Genomic DNA, 13591 nt, shown 5'->3' on the forward strand with positions numbered 1-13591 from the left:
CACGTTGAACCCCAAACTGCCGAAAATTGGCTCCAAGCATTTGCTGCCTGGCTCAATGCTCCTAACTAAACACGACCTGAGGAACGTCACAAAAGTATATTTACATCCGGAACACCCTTCGAACGGATGCAATCGCCGACCGTGTCCGACGTTCGCGTCCTCGCAGTCACGGTCACAGAACGGTTCGCCGCAGAGGTGGCCCGGGGGTTCTCGACTGTCGCCGACGCCGGCGTGACGACAGTCGACACAGTGGAAGCAGCACTCGCGGCGCTCGATGACGACGTAGCACCCGAGTGTGTCGTCTGCGAACAACCCCACGCGACCGCGGACGCCGTTGCATTTCTCGGTGCGGTCCGTGCGCGACGACCCTCGATACCGGTATTTTTCTTCGTCGAGGGGTTCGACACAGCGCAGACCGCCCGCGCCATCGCGCTCGGTGCTACCGACTGTTTCGATCGCCCTGACTCCGATGAGCGATGGGAACGCGTGGCTATGCTCGCTGCCGACGCGGTCGCTTACTACCGCGCCCGGGGCGGTGTCGCCGGGCCGACCGGCCGCGCGGAGGCGCTTTTCGATTCGGCCGAAGAGGCCGTCGCTGTCCTGCGAGACGATCGGTTCGTCTACCTCAACGAGGCGGGACACGCCTCGCTGGGCATCGATCGGCCCGAAGCGGGAAGCGACGATGTGGCCGATCGCGAGGGGACGGTCGATCGACTCATCACCCGCCGTCTCGACGCCCCCCACGCCGAACAGTTCGCGGCCGTGCGGCGCGGCGAGCAGTGGTTCGTCAGCGGCGAGGCCCACCTCCTCGGGAGCGACGGCTACGTCACGCCCGTGGAGTTCGCCGCGGCACGTACCGAATGGGCGGGCGTGGACTCGACGTTGTTCGTCGCTGCCGACCGCGATGACAACCGAACGCACGGCGTTCCCCCGTCGGAGGCGAGATCGCGTTCGGACCCGCCATACTGTGGCGCCACCTCTGGACCCGCCCGGACGACAGACGACATTCCGAACACGGCCGAGAACATCAGGAGCCGGGCGATGGATGAGGCGCCGATCGGGATCACGATCGCGGACGCGACCCAGCCCGACAACCCGCTCATTTACGCCAACGACACGTTCGGAGAGATCACCGGCTATCCGCGGTCCGAGACCCTGAGCCGTAACTCTCGCTTCCTGCAGGGCGAGGAGACGGACCCGGAGACCGTCGCAACACTCCGCGAGGCGATCGACGACGCAGAGCCGATCACCGTCGGACTCTGGAACTACCGCAGGGACGGAACGCCGTTCTGGAACCGTGTAACGGTTGCACCCGTCCGAAACGACGACGGGGAGGTCGTCAACTACGTCGGGTTCCAGCGGGACGTCACGGCGTCGAAAGCACGCCACGAACAGTTCCGTCGGTTCCAGCGGGCCGTCGAGGCGGCCGGCCACGCGATCTACATCACCGATCCCGAGGGGACGATCACGTACGTCAACCCGGCGTTCGAGCGAATCACCGGCTACGATCGCGAGGAAGCGGTCGGTGAGACACCCCGGATTCTGCACTCCGGCGAGATGTCCGCGGACTACTACGACCGGCTGTGGTCGACGATCTCTGCTGGCGCCATCTGGGAAGAAGAGATCCGTGACCGGCGCCGATCCGGGGCGCTGTACGTCGCTCATCAGACGATCGCGCCGTTGGTCGAAGACGGTGACATCGAGGCCTACGTCGCGATCCAGACGGATATCTCCGAGCAGAAGCGGCGCGAAAAGCAGCTCCTGCAGTACGAGCGGGCTATCGAGGGCCTCGACGAACTGATCGCCGCCGTGGACTCGGAGTACCGATACCGCTTTGCGAACCCAGCCTACCGGGAATTTCACGGGCTCGGTGACGACCTCGCCGGCGAGACCCTGCCGGCGGTGATCGGCCCGGACCGGTTCGAGACGATCAGACCCTACGTCGAGCGGGCCTTCGCCGGTCAAGCCGTTCAGTACCGGATGACGCGGACGCGCGAGAACAAACCGGACCGCACGTTCGACGTTCGGTACCACCCGCTGGAGGACCCCGACGGCGACGGCGTCCGGACGGTGGTCAGCACGATGCGAGATCTCACCGAGCAGCTCGAACGCGAACAGCAACTCGCCGCGCTCGATCGGCTGTTGCGGCACAATCTGCGGAACGAGCTGAACATCGTTCAGGGACGGGCGGAACTGATCAAAACGCGGTCGTCGGGCGATCTCGCGGCGATGGCCGAGGCGATCGAAGACGCCGCAGGACGGATTCTCACGCAGGCGGAGAAGGGACGAGAGATCGTTACGGTACTCACACAGCCGTCCTCTCCGACCCGACTCGACGTCGAAGCGATGGTCCGTGAGACGGTGGCGGACCTAGAAGCGGCCTTCCCACGCGCGACGATCAGCGTCGATATCGAGTCGCCGCTCCGACTGACGACGCTCCCCGAGGTCGAACGGGCGGTGTACGAACTGCTCGAGAACGCGATCGAACACGCCGAGAAGGACTCCCCTCAGATACGAGTCACGGCGGGCTACGCCGACGAAACCGTCGAGATCAGCGTCGCCGACGACGGACCGGGAATCCCCGCCGATGAGCGCGCGGTGCTCTCTGAGGATGCGTCGATCGGACCGCTACAGCACAGCAGCGGGATGGGCCTGTGGCTGGTGAAGCGGATCCTCACGCGAGCCGGCGGCACCGTCCGATTCGAGGACGCCGAGGACGGCGGGAGCGTCGTCACGCTGATCGTCCCTCTGGGTGGACAGTCAACGCGCACGTAGCAGGGTGTCGGTGGTCGCCGGCCCTCCCAAGTCCACCTAACGAAAGCGTTAATCGACCGCCGTCCCTCCCGTGTGACAATGAGTCACCAGTTGCCTGACGTACAGGCAAGCCGGCCCGACGTCACCGTCGGGCTGAGTCAGGTCGGCGTCACGGGCGTCGACAAACTCGTCAAGCTTGACCGGGGGGAGAAGCGGCCGCTCGTGTTGATGGCGGAGTTCGAGGTGTTCGTCGACCTCCCCAGCGGTCGCAAGGGGATCGATATGAGCCGGAATATGCAGGTCATCGACGAGACGCTCGAAGCGGCGGTCTCGGAGCCGGCCTACCGCGTCGAGGACATGTGCGGCGACGCCGCCGAGCGGCTGCTCGAGAAGCACGAGTACACCTCGACCGCCGAGGTCCGGATGACGGCGGACTTCGTCGTCCGCGAGGACACGCCGGCGAGCGAGCTCCCGACACAGAGCACGATTACCATCGTCGCCAGCGCGACCGCGACCGGGGAGGGGACCCGCGAGGAGATCGGCGCGGAGGTCGTCGGGATGACGGTCTGTCCCTGCTCGCAGGGGATGTCCGCCTCCCGCGCCCGCGAGGTGATGTCCGACCTCGACGTCGACGACGACACCATCGAGGCGTTCCTCGAGGCGGTCCCCCAGCCCGGTCACTCCCAGCGCGGACACGCGACGCTCACGGTGACGACCGATGGCTCGCCCGACGTCGACCTGATGGACCTCGCCGAGATCGCGCGCGATTCGATGTCCGCCCGCATCTACAACCTTGCGAAGCGCCCGGACGAGGACCATATGACGTACCACGCGCACGCGAACGCCAAGTTCGTCGAGGACTGCGTCCGCTCGATGGCCGAGCAGGTCGTCGACGACCTCGATCACCTCGGGGACGACGCGGTCGTCCGGATGAAACAGTCCAACGACGAATCGATCCACCAGCACAACGCCCACGCCGAGCGCGAAGTCACGCTCGAACAGTTGCGCGCCGAACTGAACGGCGACGAACTGTAGTCACGCGAGCCCGCCCGTTCTCTCTGCGCTGATCGGCTCCCGTCCGCTACGCGTCCGCCAGCGACGACAGCGAGAGCGCTTCGGCGGCCTCCCACTGCGGATCGAACATCGCGCGCACGTCCGCGGCGAAGTCGGGGTCTTTGAGATCGATCATCGCGAACGCCTCGCCGGGGTCGAGCGGATTCGGCACCTCGATACAGACCTCCACGTCGTCGATGAGCTCGAACGTCCCCGAGAGGCCGGGGGCGATCCGAACCGCGAACGCGGGGTGATTCGCCAGCCGTTCCGTGTAGCGCTCGCCGACGCTCGCCGGGAGCGACTCGACGAGGGCCGGGGTCATGAGCACCGAGACGTCGACGCCCCTGTCGAGCGCCGCCTCCAGTTCCTCGGCGACGCGTTCGCCCACGGCCCCGAGGTCGAACTGCGGCGACACGGCGCCGGCGACGACGACGAGCGACTCGTCTGCGGCAGCCAGCCGTTCGACGAGGAGGTCGGCCGACTCCTCGGTGCCGACGGCGGCGGTCCAGAACTGCCCCTGTACGGGCGCTGCGGTCTCCAGTTCGTCGGTGAGCTCGTCGACGACGCTCTCGTACTGGTCGGCTTTCTCCCGCAGCTCCTGTCGCTTCCGCTCCAACAGCCGGTCGAGTCCCGCGTCGGGTTCGACCGCGACGTACTTCTTGGGCCGACTCGCCGCCTGGCTTCTGACGAGGTTGTGTTGTTCGAGGCTGTTGAGGACGTCGTAGATCCGCCCCATCGGCACGTCGCTCGTGCGTGACAACTCTTTTGCCGTTGTCGCGCCGGTCCGGAGCAACGACCGGTACGCTCGCGCCTCGTACTCCGAAAGGCCGAGGTCTCTGAGATCAGCCATACGTGTATCTGCGATCCGAAGCGTAAAAACACACCGGGGGTTTACACACTGCCCCAGTTCTCCGTTCCCCGGCTCACGCGCCGTTGGTGAGCCCGGAGACGGCGTCGAGCAACTCGTCCGGAGCGGTCGCCGCCGCCCGCTCCGCACCGCGGCTGACGACCGCGGTTCCCGCCTCGACGCCCGGGGCGTCGGGAACCACGACCGCCTCGTGGTCGGCCACCCGGAGCGCCGCGCGGTGGAGGTCCGTCCCGGCCTCGCCGCCGACGGCGACGACGAGGTCCGGCCGCGTCAGCCGCGCCGCCGCGGACCCGTAGCCGGCGACCTGCACGCCGATCCGGTCCCACGCGCCGGCGAAGGAGGCCACGGCGGCGTGCGCGGCCTCCGCGTATCGTTCGTGGGGGTGTTCGTCGACAGAATCAGTCGGATCGTCGGTCTCCCCGCGGCTGTCAGTCCCCGCACGGCCGTCGGCGACCACCTCGGTCAGCGCAGCGAGGTCGAGGAGCGCCTCCGCCAGCTCGACATTGCCGTCGAGCGGCCGAAGCGGCTTCGAGAGGAGGCCGACGCCCGCGTCCGGTCCGTCGCGGAACGCGCCGCTCGGCTCCTGAAGCGACTCGATCGCTCGGTCGGCGACGGCGCGGGCGACCTCGAGCGGATCGTCTCCGCGTCCGAGCGCGTCGGGGCCGAGCACTTGGCGGGCGCGGGTGAACGCGGCGACGACGCGGGCGTGGTCTTCGAGGAGCAGTTCGGGCGCCTCCGAGCCATCGCGCGCGACGTAGTGTGCGATGACGCCGTCCCGGCCGCTCGGCTCGCTGTCGTCGGTCTCGCTGGCGCCGGCCTCGCTCGCGGCGCGTGAGCCGCCCGCGGACCGGTACTCGTCGGCGAGCGCGGCGAGCACTCGCTCGGCGTACGTTCTCGACGGTTCGTCGTCGGTGTACGCCGCGAGCGTCAAGAGCGCGTCGGCGGCGAGCGCGTTCCCGCCCGCGTACCCGGTCAGATCGCGGCGCGGCGCTGCCGTTTCATCATCGCCCTCGTCCGACTCGGGCGCGACGCTCCCGCCGAAGGCCGTCCCGTTCCAGAGGCGGTCGACGAGGAACTCGCGCGTCCCGTGGGCGGGATCGAGCAGCGATTCGTCGCCGGTGTAGAGGTAGCCGTTCGCGAACGCCCGGACGAGCGCGGCGTTCGCATCGAGCACCTTCTCGCGGTGCGGGTCCGTCCAGTCGCGGGCCTCGGCGTAGCGGTAGAACCCCCCGTGATCGCCGTCGTACAGCGACTCGGCGATCACGCCGAGGGTCTCGGTCGCCTGCTTTCGCGACCGTTTCAGCGCGAACTCGATGGTCCGCGGGAGTGGGAACTTCGCGCCGTCGCCCCACCCGGCGAACCGCGGGTCCCACTTCTCGTCGAGCTGCCCCGCGAGGTGGGCTTCGATCCGCTCGTCGACCTCCCCCCCGGGGGTCGGCCCGCCGGCCAGCGCCCGCGGGACGCGCCCGGCGTCGCTGCCGCGCTCTGTCCAGACCTCACGGACCGAATCGAGCACCTGTCGCATCCCGTCCGGGCCGAGGTAGGTCGCGCCGGTGATGACCTCCCCGCGGGGCGTACAGAAGACGGTCGAGGGGAACCCGCCCATATTGTACCGCTCGCGGACGCGCGGGCGTCGGTCCACGTCGACGCGGATCGGCACGAATCCGTCGTTGACGTTCGCGGCGATTCGCGGCTCGGCGTACGTCTCGGCGTCCATCTCGTGACAGCTGTCACACCACGTCGCGGTCAGTGCGAGAAGGATCGGTCGGTCGGCATCGCGCGCCTCCTCGAAGGGCGCGGGGCCCCACTCGCGCCACTCGACGTGCGTCCGGTCGTCGGTCATACGCGCTCTCGGGCGCGCCGGTGGGTAAGCCCTTCGAGGTGCTCCGTCCCCCCGGCCCCGATCGATCGTTACCGGAGGTGGGCAGCGCGACACAAGGGCTATGAACGGCGACCCCAAACGGGGCCGTATGAAGACGCGCTGGGTCATCGCGCTCCTCTTGGCCGTTCCGCTGGCCGACACGCTCCTGTTGCTGCCGGTCGCCCAGACGATCGGCTTGGTCCCGACCGTGCTTCTCGTCGTTCTCACCGGCCTGCTCGGAATGCTCTTGGTCCGCGCCGAGGGTCGACACACGCTCGCGAAACTCCAGCGAAAGACCGTCACGGGGGAGTTGCCGACGAACGAACTGCTCGACGGCGGCCTCCTCATCGCCGCGGGGGCGTTCCTCCTGACGCCGGGCATCGTCACCGACGCCCTCGGGTTCGCGCTCGCGCTGCCCGTGACGCGGTATCCCATCCGCGCGCTCCTGAAGCGCTACGTCGTCCGTCCGTACCTCGACCGACAGACCGGCGGCTTCGTCTCCGGGAACGTCTGGGTCGGCGGCTTTCCGGGCGACGACGACGTGGTGAACCTCGACCCCGAGGAGTACGGCCGGACGGGCGAGGATAACCCCTGATCGGGCGACTGCGGGGGTTGACGGGGGCGAAAGGAAACCCTTAAACTACTCATCGAACAACGAATAGATGCGCTCGCCTGGGCCAATAGCTCAGTCAGGTTGAGCGCTCGGCTGATAACCGGGAGGTCCACGGTTCAAATCCGTGTTGGCCCATGCACATTCCGGCCCGTTATGGGCCGGATGAAATTGGGGCCTGCAACTCCCCAGCCACCCAATTTCGTCGTTCTAACGATTCTGAGACGACAGTATTTCATTTTGTACGGGCTGGTTTCTTACCAACCCTCCCCGCTGTCGGGCGGTTAGCGTTAGCCGAAACTAGCAGTGCTACCGGTCCTCGGAGGTGTGGCCGGTGACGCTGGACCGTCCATTCTCCGGGTACGTTCACTACTACTGCCGGACCTGTGCAACGGGATATATCAACTCGTGTTCATACTCTCGACCCGATATCGTGAGTGTCAGTTACCCACGACTGAAGTCGTGGGCTTCCTCCTTGTATTTCTGTGAATCCTGTCACTCAGTCCCGGTCCTCGATCGGGGCGAACCCATTGACCGAATTCATCCGGGTGTACCTCGACACGTCCTACCGAATGACGATTGACCTGCTCACGGAGATGCCACAAATAATCAATAGCCTTATCTACTGACGGGAATCCGTGGAATGTATGGATCGCCGACATTACTTGGTTCTCGCAGGGGGAGCGCTTTCCACACTCGCTGGCTGTACGAGTAGCGAAGAACCACAGGAAGTCACGGGGGGGTCAGACTCTGGCAATAGTGGTTCGACCGATGCACTGACGACGGGCACATCGGACGAGACGGAACCGGATTCATCTACGCCACAAGGTCCAACGACTAAAGAGGTCTCGCTCGGTCAGGTCGTGAAAGACGACTCGATGGCGATGGTAGTCCGAGAGATTTCAACAACCGAGAAACTGGGCGAGTTCCAAGAGGCCGACTCAGGTAACGAGTTCAAACTCGTCCGCCTCGCGATTAAGAACGACACGAAGGATACGTTCATCAACTTCTCAGGACTCCTCCAGACGCGACTGAAAGATGGCGATGGATACACCTACCAACAGACGCTGGCGCTGACTGGCCAGTCATTCGACGGCGGGCAACTTGCGCCTGGTGAGGTTTCTCGCGGTGATATTGTCTACGAGGTGCCGAAGGATGCTTCGGGGCTAATTATGCAGTTCGACTTCCAATCTGTCTCTTTCTTCCAGTTCGACCGTGTTGAGATAGATCTGAGTTCGAGTGCGAACTCGATTCAGAATCTCAGTCAGAGTCTCCAGATCAAGACATACCAAAACGGGGATACGGTCGAGTACGGTGGTACGGAAGTCACTATCAACAGTGTTGAGTTCACGGACTCGGTCGGCCAGTTTACCCAAGCCGAGGAGGGCGAGGAATACGCAATCGTCGATATCACGACAACGAACAACACCGGCGAGGAGCAGTCGATCTCGACAGCGTTGCAGATGCTTGTGAAAGACGGCAAGGGATTCAGTTACGGGTTGGACCTTATGGCGACCTCTCAGCTGGACCGGAACTACGAACAGGGGAGTGCGCTTGCCGATGGAGAGACGCGCCGCGGAAAAGTTGCGTACGCCGTGCCGAAGGATGCGTCACCGTTATATTGGATCTTCGAGTTTACGCTCTGGACGAGCGGGAACAAGACGTTTTGGAAACTTCGATAAGCACCTCTATCAAACGGTTGTTTCACGCTAATTAGAGTTAAAAATTCAAATGAACTACCTACCGATCCAACCACCCATATATCTCCACTTAAATGGGTGATTGCTAGTAGGTTGCGCGGCCCTTCCTCGTGGGGGTCGCGCAGGTTACCTCGTCGGAACACTCATTATCCGCAGAACGTAATACGTACGTATGTCGAATGCAGATACAGCCGATGGAGGCCCCGACAAGACCAACATCAATATCCGAGTGACTGAGATGTTCCTCGAAGATATTGATGCTACGTGGCGAGAAGAGGGATACAACAGCCGAAGCGAGTTCATCCGTGACGCGCTTCGCGATGCAGTTCGCCATCCCGGTCTTACTCGAGAGAGCTGGAAAGAGATCGCCGCTGTGGAACACGCTCGCCGGACGGGTGAGAGTGAGTCGTTCTCTCGTGAGGAAGTCTTAGGCGAAGATGAGTGAGGACAGTTGGAGCTGGAAGTTCCGAAAGCCAGCGAAGCGTACGTATGACGATCTCGATGAACACACCCAGAATCGGATCACGGACAAACTCGACGATATTGTACATGACCAGTGGCGCGATCCCGACGAGTATTTGGAACCATTGACCGGCGCACCATACTCCAAACTCCGCATCGGCCAGTTTCGGCTTGGGGCAGAATGTGATTACGGTGAGATGATCTTAGATATCTACACGATAGAGCGGCGGAGAGGCGCGTACAAGGCTGACGACGATTAGAATTTCCGTCGCGGCCACCGTCTAAGGTGTCCAGCATCAAGATCTCCCCGCAGATACGCTAACCCCTCAGAGGTGATTTCATACATATTGTCGTAAATGGGACAATCATCTGCCTATCCATCAGCTGCTCGCACCGCTGCTGTATGTACAAATCGTCGATACCTAGTTTTTGTAAGTGTGGATCGCTAGTGATATTCTTTGGTGTCGCAAAAGCAGTTTCAGCCAAGTGTTCTAGTATCCGTTCGTCAGTGGGGTACATCCATCGTCCGTGTCGTCGAACAGTCATTGATTATAGTAGCGTTTGCAAGTCATTGCACACTCAATCGCACGACTGCGTGCGATCGGATGTGCAAACTGTTGCAAACGCTACTATAACTTCGTGCGACTCAGAACACAGAGTCGTTTCTGAACTCGAAACAGCAGAAGAGCGGCGTCGACCTCGGAATCTTCGTCGGTAACTGTCTGTCCGTGCCCGTCTGTCTCAGGCGTCTCCGCCCTCGACCGCGTCCCAGCCTCCGGCGTCGACGACCTCGAAGAGCTTTCGCCAGTTCTCGTCGTCCTGTCCTTCCGGAAGCGCGTTGCGTAGTTGCCGGAAGTCCGAGTCGGGGACGATCGTCGACACGAGGTCGACGACGATGCGAGAGTGGTGTGCCGCTTCCGCTCGATCCGTCTGCTCGATCTCGCTGACGCGGTCGAGAAACGCCGACCAGTCGAACCGCTGTCCGTGTTCGTGGACGGCACCGGTCAGGTACCACTTGATTTCGATCGGCAGCGACGCGGCGAGATCCGCGGCGTGCCCCGCGGGCAGTCGCTCCCCCAGCGTCGAGAGCGTCGCCCTGATCGCCCGCACCGCCTCGCCGGTGCCGGGGAGCTCGAGTCGGTGCTGGATCGTGCTGGTGAACTCGTCGAAATCCATACGTCCCGTATTTCGGTCGCAAATATCATTAATTACCGTGGTTATCTCGCCTGCTCGGAGGAACACCGATCGCCGGGAACCACCGGCGGATACTTGGGATTCGCCGCCGAAAATCAGGTATGGACATCGCTGATATCGTCTCCACGGAATACGTCGAGTTCACGCCCGATGCCACCGTCTCGAAGCTCCTCGGGGCGTTCGAAGACTCGTCGCTGAAGGGCGTCGTCGTCCACGGCGACGAGTTCGAGGGGATCGTCACGCGGAGACAGCTCGCCTCTTCGCACCACCAGCCGAACGAGAAGGTCGGATCGCTGGTGTGGCACGTCCCCCGGCTCGCCCCCGACGAGGACGTCCGAAAGGTGGCTCAGCTGATGATCGACAGCGATTCGCAGGTGCTTCCCGTCTTCGAGGGGGGCGACCTGTTCGGCGTCGTCTCCGTCGACGCGCTTCTGGAGAAAGTCAAGCCGTTCCTCGACGCGGCGGCCGTGTCCGAGGCGTTCTCCGAGGACCTCGTGGCGGTCGATCCCGACTCGACGTTCGGGGAGGCGCTGCACGTCCTCCGGGAGAACCGGATCACGCACCTCCCGGTCGTCGACGGCGGATCGGCGGTCGGCATCCTGAGCCTCTACGATCTGACTGGCGTCACGGTTCGGAGCCAAGAGCGCAGTCAGGGCGGGGATGCGACCGGGACCGATTCCTTCGGTGGCGACCTCTCCGATAGCGCCGGCCGCTCGCGCGGCGGCGGGTTCGGGGCCCGCGAGGGGGAGCTGGCCCGCATCCTCGATCTCCCCGTCCGCGACGTGATGGCGTCGCCGGTGCGAACGATCCAGCCCGATGCGACGCTCGAGGACGCCGTCGAAGCGATGTTCGAGGTCGATGGCTCCTCGCTCGTCGTCACGGATAACGGGCGTCCGTACGGGATCCTCACGAAGACGGACGTTCTGGACTCGCTCACGTGGGAGGCCGGCGGCAACCGGGCCGTGCAGGTGTACGGAACCGATCTCATCGACGATGTGAGCTACGACGAGATCGTCTCGATGATCGACAAATTCGACGACAGAGACCACGGGATGAGCGTCCTCGACGCGCGGATCCACCTGCACGAACACGACGAGAAGCGTCGCGGCACGCCGTTACTCCTCGCCCGCATCCGCCTGCACACCGACCGCGGCCGCTACATCGCCTCGGGCGAGGGCTACGGCGCGAGCCACGCGATCAACGAGGCGCGCGACGTCCTCGAGCGGCAGATCCGCGATCGGAAGACCTACGGGCGGACGAAGAAGCCACGCGATGAGGAGTACTGGGAGAAGCGTTTCGGGTGGATGCTCGAGGCCGAGTGATCGCTGCGGATGTCGTAACGCTTTCTCGGTGGTCGCGACTCCCGGTCGCGCGACCGCCGGGACGGGGCGACAGCAGTCCTCATCCGAACGGCGAATCCGTATCGACAGCCTGAGGCCCCTTCGGTCCCATCGTCCAGAGGATGGCCGAGGACGACACCCGAAGCGAACGCGAGGGGGACGGGCGTATCTTCGAGTTGACGCGCGATAAGCTGCTGCTGGCGGCGCTGTTGTTCGTCGGGATCGCCGGGTCCGGGCTCGTCCGCCGGCTGCTCGGCGAACTCGGCTACAACGACCTCGGCGCCGTCGTCTTTATCCTCGGCTACGGCGGGATGGTCGTCGCGATCTGGTACGGGTGGATCCGGCCCCTGGATCTCACCGGGCCGGACTGATCGACGGTTCGACCGCTGTTGCGGCGGCGGTCTCCGCTCCCGCCAAGAACGGAACTTTAATACTCGATTCGCGCCGAAACTCCGGACAAGGATGCTCCCCCTACAGCTCGTCGACAGTTTCCTGCTCGAGTACCACATCGGACAGGCGCTACTGCTCGTCTTCGTGGTCGCGACGGTGGGCGTGCTCCCCCTGAAATCACAGAAGCTGCTCGCGCTCAACGCGATCGTGTTCGGGCTCCTGTTCGCCCTGACGCCGCAGTCGCTGGTGCCGATCTCGTATCTCTTCCTCGGACTCGCCCTCCTCGTCGTCGGCCCGCTCCTGTACGCGACCGCGAGCCGGTAACCCGGCCGCCGCACCGCTTCCGGAGCGCGACGTTTAACCGCTGTCGTCGAGAACGACGCGTATGACACAGCCGCAGGTCCCCGGTGGAGGCGGTGAGAGCCTCGAACTACCGTGTGGCGAGACGAAGTCGGTCCGGTCGCTCGATCTGGGGATGCGGGAGTTCGAGTGCCCCTGCGGGGAGTCGCACGCGGTGGTGATGGACGTCCACCCGCCGGATCGGTTCCTCCCGGAGTTCCTCGTGGCGGTTCTGCGTGAGGCGGTCGAGACGACCAGCGAGGAGATGCCGGAGTTCGGGACGGCGCACCTGATGGGCATCGTCCTCGAGGAGTTCCCGAACGACGTCGTCTCCGCGGACCTCAGCGACGACGGCGACGTCGGCGCGGGGATCGTCTGGGTGACTGCCTTCGACTCGCGGCGGCTCCACGAGATCGTCGTCGAACTCGTCGTTGAACTGATGGAACACGCGGTCAGCCACGCCGAGGACGACGCGGCGGTCTCGGAGTTCGAACGGCAGATGCTTGAATTCGACGTGAGCGAGTTCGTCGACGAGTACCGCGAGGAGCGCGACCTCTCCAGAGAAGACGCGTACGTGTGAGTGCCACTTCCGCCATTTCGTCTCCACTATTCGCACGTTGCGGTCGGCCGTCCCCGCTCCCCGCGTGTCGCGGTCGGTTCCCGGCCGCCGTCTGACGCCTGTCGCACTGAAAGCTAAGCCGCGCCCGTCCCGTATCCCCGGTATGATCGCGACCCGGCCCCCCGGGTATGAGGAGGTCCACGACGTTCTCGCCGCGGCTGACGAACCGCTGACCGCCCGCGAGGTTCTCGAGCGCCTGCGCGAACGCGACGTCGACGCCTTCGAGACCGCACACCGCGTCGCGACCGTCCTCGGGCGAGTCGCCGCGCACGACGACTCGATCGTCGTCGTCGAGGGGAGCCCGTACCGCTACCGCCTCGAGACGTAGTGTCAGTCGGTCGGCGGTGTCGATCGGTCTTGCCCTATCAAACGCTCTGTCCGAGGCGCTCACCCGTTACGAA

At 64.5% G+C, this 13591-nt stretch carries 14 protein-coding genes, 1 tRNA gene and 1 pseudogene; 13 read left to right on the forward strand and 3 right to left on the reverse strand.

The genetic code is table 11. The annotated features are described in order from the left end of the window. From ACT3HL_RS02770 to mptA, 3 genes and pseudogenes are all read left to right on the forward strand, one after another. Positions 1-69, forward strand: a pseudogene (locus ACT3HL_RS02770) (IS6 family transposase); the annotation flags it as partial. Between the two features lie 57 nt (positions 70-126). Next, positions 127-2775: a PAS domain S-box protein gene (locus ACT3HL_RS02775; RefSeq protein ID WP_445085286.1), complete on the forward strand. Its 2649-nt coding sequence runs from the start codon at positions 127-129 to the stop codon at positions 2773-2775. Positions 2776-2853: 78 nt separating this feature from the next. Then, positions 2854-3789, forward strand: coding sequence for a GTP cyclohydrolase MptA (gene mptA / locus ACT3HL_RS02780; protein ID WP_445085287.1), 936 nt, complete (start codon positions 2854-2856; stop codon positions 3787-3789). A gap of 46 nt (positions 3790-3835) precedes the next feature. Here the strand turns inward: mptA and ACT3HL_RS02785 are convergent, their stop codons facing one another. Together ACT3HL_RS02785 and ACT3HL_RS02790 are read right to left on the reverse strand one after the other, a co-directional pair. Continuing rightward, positions 3836-4657 (reverse strand): DUF7436 family protein, encoded by an 822-nt coding sequence (locus ACT3HL_RS02785; RefSeq protein WP_445085288.1) that lies wholly within the window; start codon positions 4655-4657, stop codon positions 3836-3838. 73 nt (positions 4658-4730) lie between these two features. After that, positions 4731-6518, reverse strand: a complete 1788-nt coding sequence (locus ACT3HL_RS02790; protein WP_445085289.1) for a DUF255 domain-containing protein — start codon at positions 6516-6518, stop codon at positions 4731-4733. A 127-nt stretch (positions 6519-6645) separates the two neighbouring features. Between ACT3HL_RS02790 and ACT3HL_RS02795 the strand changes: the two genes are divergently transcribed. The 5 genes from ACT3HL_RS02795 (at position 6646) to ACT3HL_RS02815 (ending at position 9568) form a co-directional block, all read left to right on the forward strand. After that, positions 6646-7131: an FxsA family protein gene (locus tag ACT3HL_RS02795; protein WP_445085290.1), complete on the forward strand. Its 486-nt coding sequence runs from the start codon at positions 6646-6648 to the stop codon at positions 7129-7131. A gap of 79 nt (positions 7132-7210) precedes the next feature. Beyond that, a tRNA-Ile gene (locus ACT3HL_RS02800) sits at positions 7211-7284 on the forward strand. 509 nt (positions 7285-7793) lie between these two features. Then, entirely contained in the window at positions 7794-8828 is a 1035-nt protein-coding gene (locus ACT3HL_RS02805; protein ID WP_445085291.1) for a DUF4352 domain-containing protein, read from the forward strand. Positions 8829-9018: 190 nt separating this feature from the next. After that, entirely contained in the window at positions 9019-9291 is a 273-nt protein-coding gene (locus ACT3HL_RS02810; protein WP_445085292.1) for a ribbon-helix-helix protein, CopG family, read from the forward strand. Further along, positions 9284-9568 carry a type II toxin-antitoxin system RelE family toxin gene (locus tag ACT3HL_RS02815; protein ID WP_445085293.1) on the forward strand — a complete coding sequence of 95 codons (285 nt, stop codon included), beginning with the start codon at positions 9284-9286 and terminating at the stop codon, positions 9566-9568. The genes ACT3HL_RS02810 and ACT3HL_RS02815 overlap by 8 nt, the downstream gene beginning before the upstream one ends. 481 nt (positions 9569-10049) lie before the next feature. On the opposite strand, the gene ACT3HL_RS02820 is transcribed toward ACT3HL_RS02815, so the two are convergent. Further along, entirely contained in the window at positions 10050-10484 is a 435-nt protein-coding gene (locus ACT3HL_RS02820; protein ID WP_445085294.1) for a DUF2267 domain-containing protein, read from the reverse strand. A gap of 119 nt (positions 10485-10603) precedes the next feature. Here ACT3HL_RS02820 and ACT3HL_RS02825 point away from each other — a divergent pair, with 119 nt between their 5' ends. The 5 genes from ACT3HL_RS02825 (at position 10604) to ACT3HL_RS02845 (ending at position 13518) form a co-directional block, all read left to right on the forward strand. Next, positions 10604-11824 carry a CBS domain-containing protein gene (locus ACT3HL_RS02825; RefSeq protein ID WP_445085295.1) on the forward strand — a complete coding sequence of 407 codons (1221 nt, stop codon included), beginning with the start codon at positions 10604-10606 and terminating at the stop codon, positions 11822-11824. A 140-nt stretch (positions 11825-11964) separates the two neighbouring features. Next, positions 11965-12213 carry a hypothetical protein gene (locus ACT3HL_RS02830; protein ID WP_445085296.1) on the forward strand — a complete coding sequence of 83 codons (249 nt, stop codon included), beginning with the start codon at positions 11965-11967 and terminating at the stop codon, positions 12211-12213. A gap of 91 nt (positions 12214-12304) precedes the next feature. Then, positions 12305-12556, forward strand: a complete 252-nt coding sequence (locus tag ACT3HL_RS02835; protein ID WP_445085297.1) for a hypothetical protein — start codon at positions 12305-12307, stop codon at positions 12554-12556. 61 nt (positions 12557-12617) lie between these two features. Continuing rightward, positions 12618-13151 carry a DUF5815 family protein gene (locus ACT3HL_RS02840; protein WP_445085298.1) on the forward strand — a complete coding sequence of 178 codons (534 nt, stop codon included), beginning with the start codon at positions 12618-12620 and terminating at the stop codon, positions 13149-13151. Positions 13152-13293: 142 nt separating this feature from the next. Next, positions 13294-13518: a hypothetical protein gene (locus tag ACT3HL_RS02845; protein WP_445085299.1), complete on the forward strand. Its 225-nt coding sequence runs from the start codon at positions 13294-13296 to the stop codon at positions 13516-13518. Positions 13519-13591 lie beyond the last annotated feature (73 nt).

The sequence above is a fragment of the Halobellus sp. GM3 genome (assembly GCF_052545375.1).

Bases quoted from the DNA above. Each gene is read 5' to 3' on its own strand.
- ACT3HL_RS02775 (WP_445085286.1), top strand. From the start codon at position 127: ATGCAATCGCCGACCGTGTCCGACGTTCGCGTCCTCGCAGTCACGGTC.
- mptA (WP_445085287.1), top strand. From the start codon at position 2,854: ATGAGTCACCAGTTGCCTGACGTACAGGCAAGCCGGCCCGACGTCACC.
- ACT3HL_RS02785 (WP_445085288.1), bottom strand. From the start codon at position 4,657: ATGGCTGATCTCAGAGACCTCGGCCTTTCGGAGTACGAGGCGCGAGCG.
- ACT3HL_RS02790 (WP_445085289.1), bottom strand. From the start codon at position 6,518: ATGACCGACGACCGGACGCACGTCGAGTGGCGCGAGTGGGGCCCCGCG.
- ACT3HL_RS02795 (WP_445085290.1), top strand. From the start codon at position 6,646: ATGAAGACGCGCTGGGTCATCGCGCTCCTCTTGGCCGTTCCGCTGGCC.
- ACT3HL_RS02805 (WP_445085291.1), top strand. From the start codon at position 7,794: ATGGATCGCCGACATTACTTGGTTCTCGCAGGGGGAGCGCTTTCCACA.
- ACT3HL_RS02810 (WP_445085292.1), top strand. From the start codon at position 9,019: ATGTCGAATGCAGATACAGCCGATGGAGGCCCCGACAAGACCAACATC.
- ACT3HL_RS02815 (WP_445085293.1), top strand. From the start codon at position 9,284: ATGAGTGAGGACAGTTGGAGCTGGAAGTTCCGAAAGCCAGCGAAGCGT.
- ACT3HL_RS02820 (WP_445085294.1), bottom strand. From the start codon at position 10,484: ATGGATTTCGACGAGTTCACCAGCACGATCCAGCACCGACTCGAGCTC.
- ACT3HL_RS02825 (WP_445085295.1), top strand. From the start codon at position 10,604: ATGGACATCGCTGATATCGTCTCCACGGAATACGTCGAGTTCACGCCC.
- ACT3HL_RS02830 (WP_445085296.1), top strand. From the start codon at position 11,965: ATGGCCGAGGACGACACCCGAAGCGAACGCGAGGGGGACGGGCGTATC.
- ACT3HL_RS02835 (WP_445085297.1), top strand. From the start codon at position 12,305: ATGCTCCCCCTACAGCTCGTCGACAGTTTCCTGCTCGAGTACCACATC.
- ACT3HL_RS02840 (WP_445085298.1), top strand. From the start codon at position 12,618: ATGACACAGCCGCAGGTCCCCGGTGGAGGCGGTGAGAGCCTCGAACTA.
- ACT3HL_RS02845 (WP_445085299.1), top strand. From the start codon at position 13,294: ATGATCGCGACCCGGCCCCCCGGGTATGAGGAGGTCCACGACGTTCTC.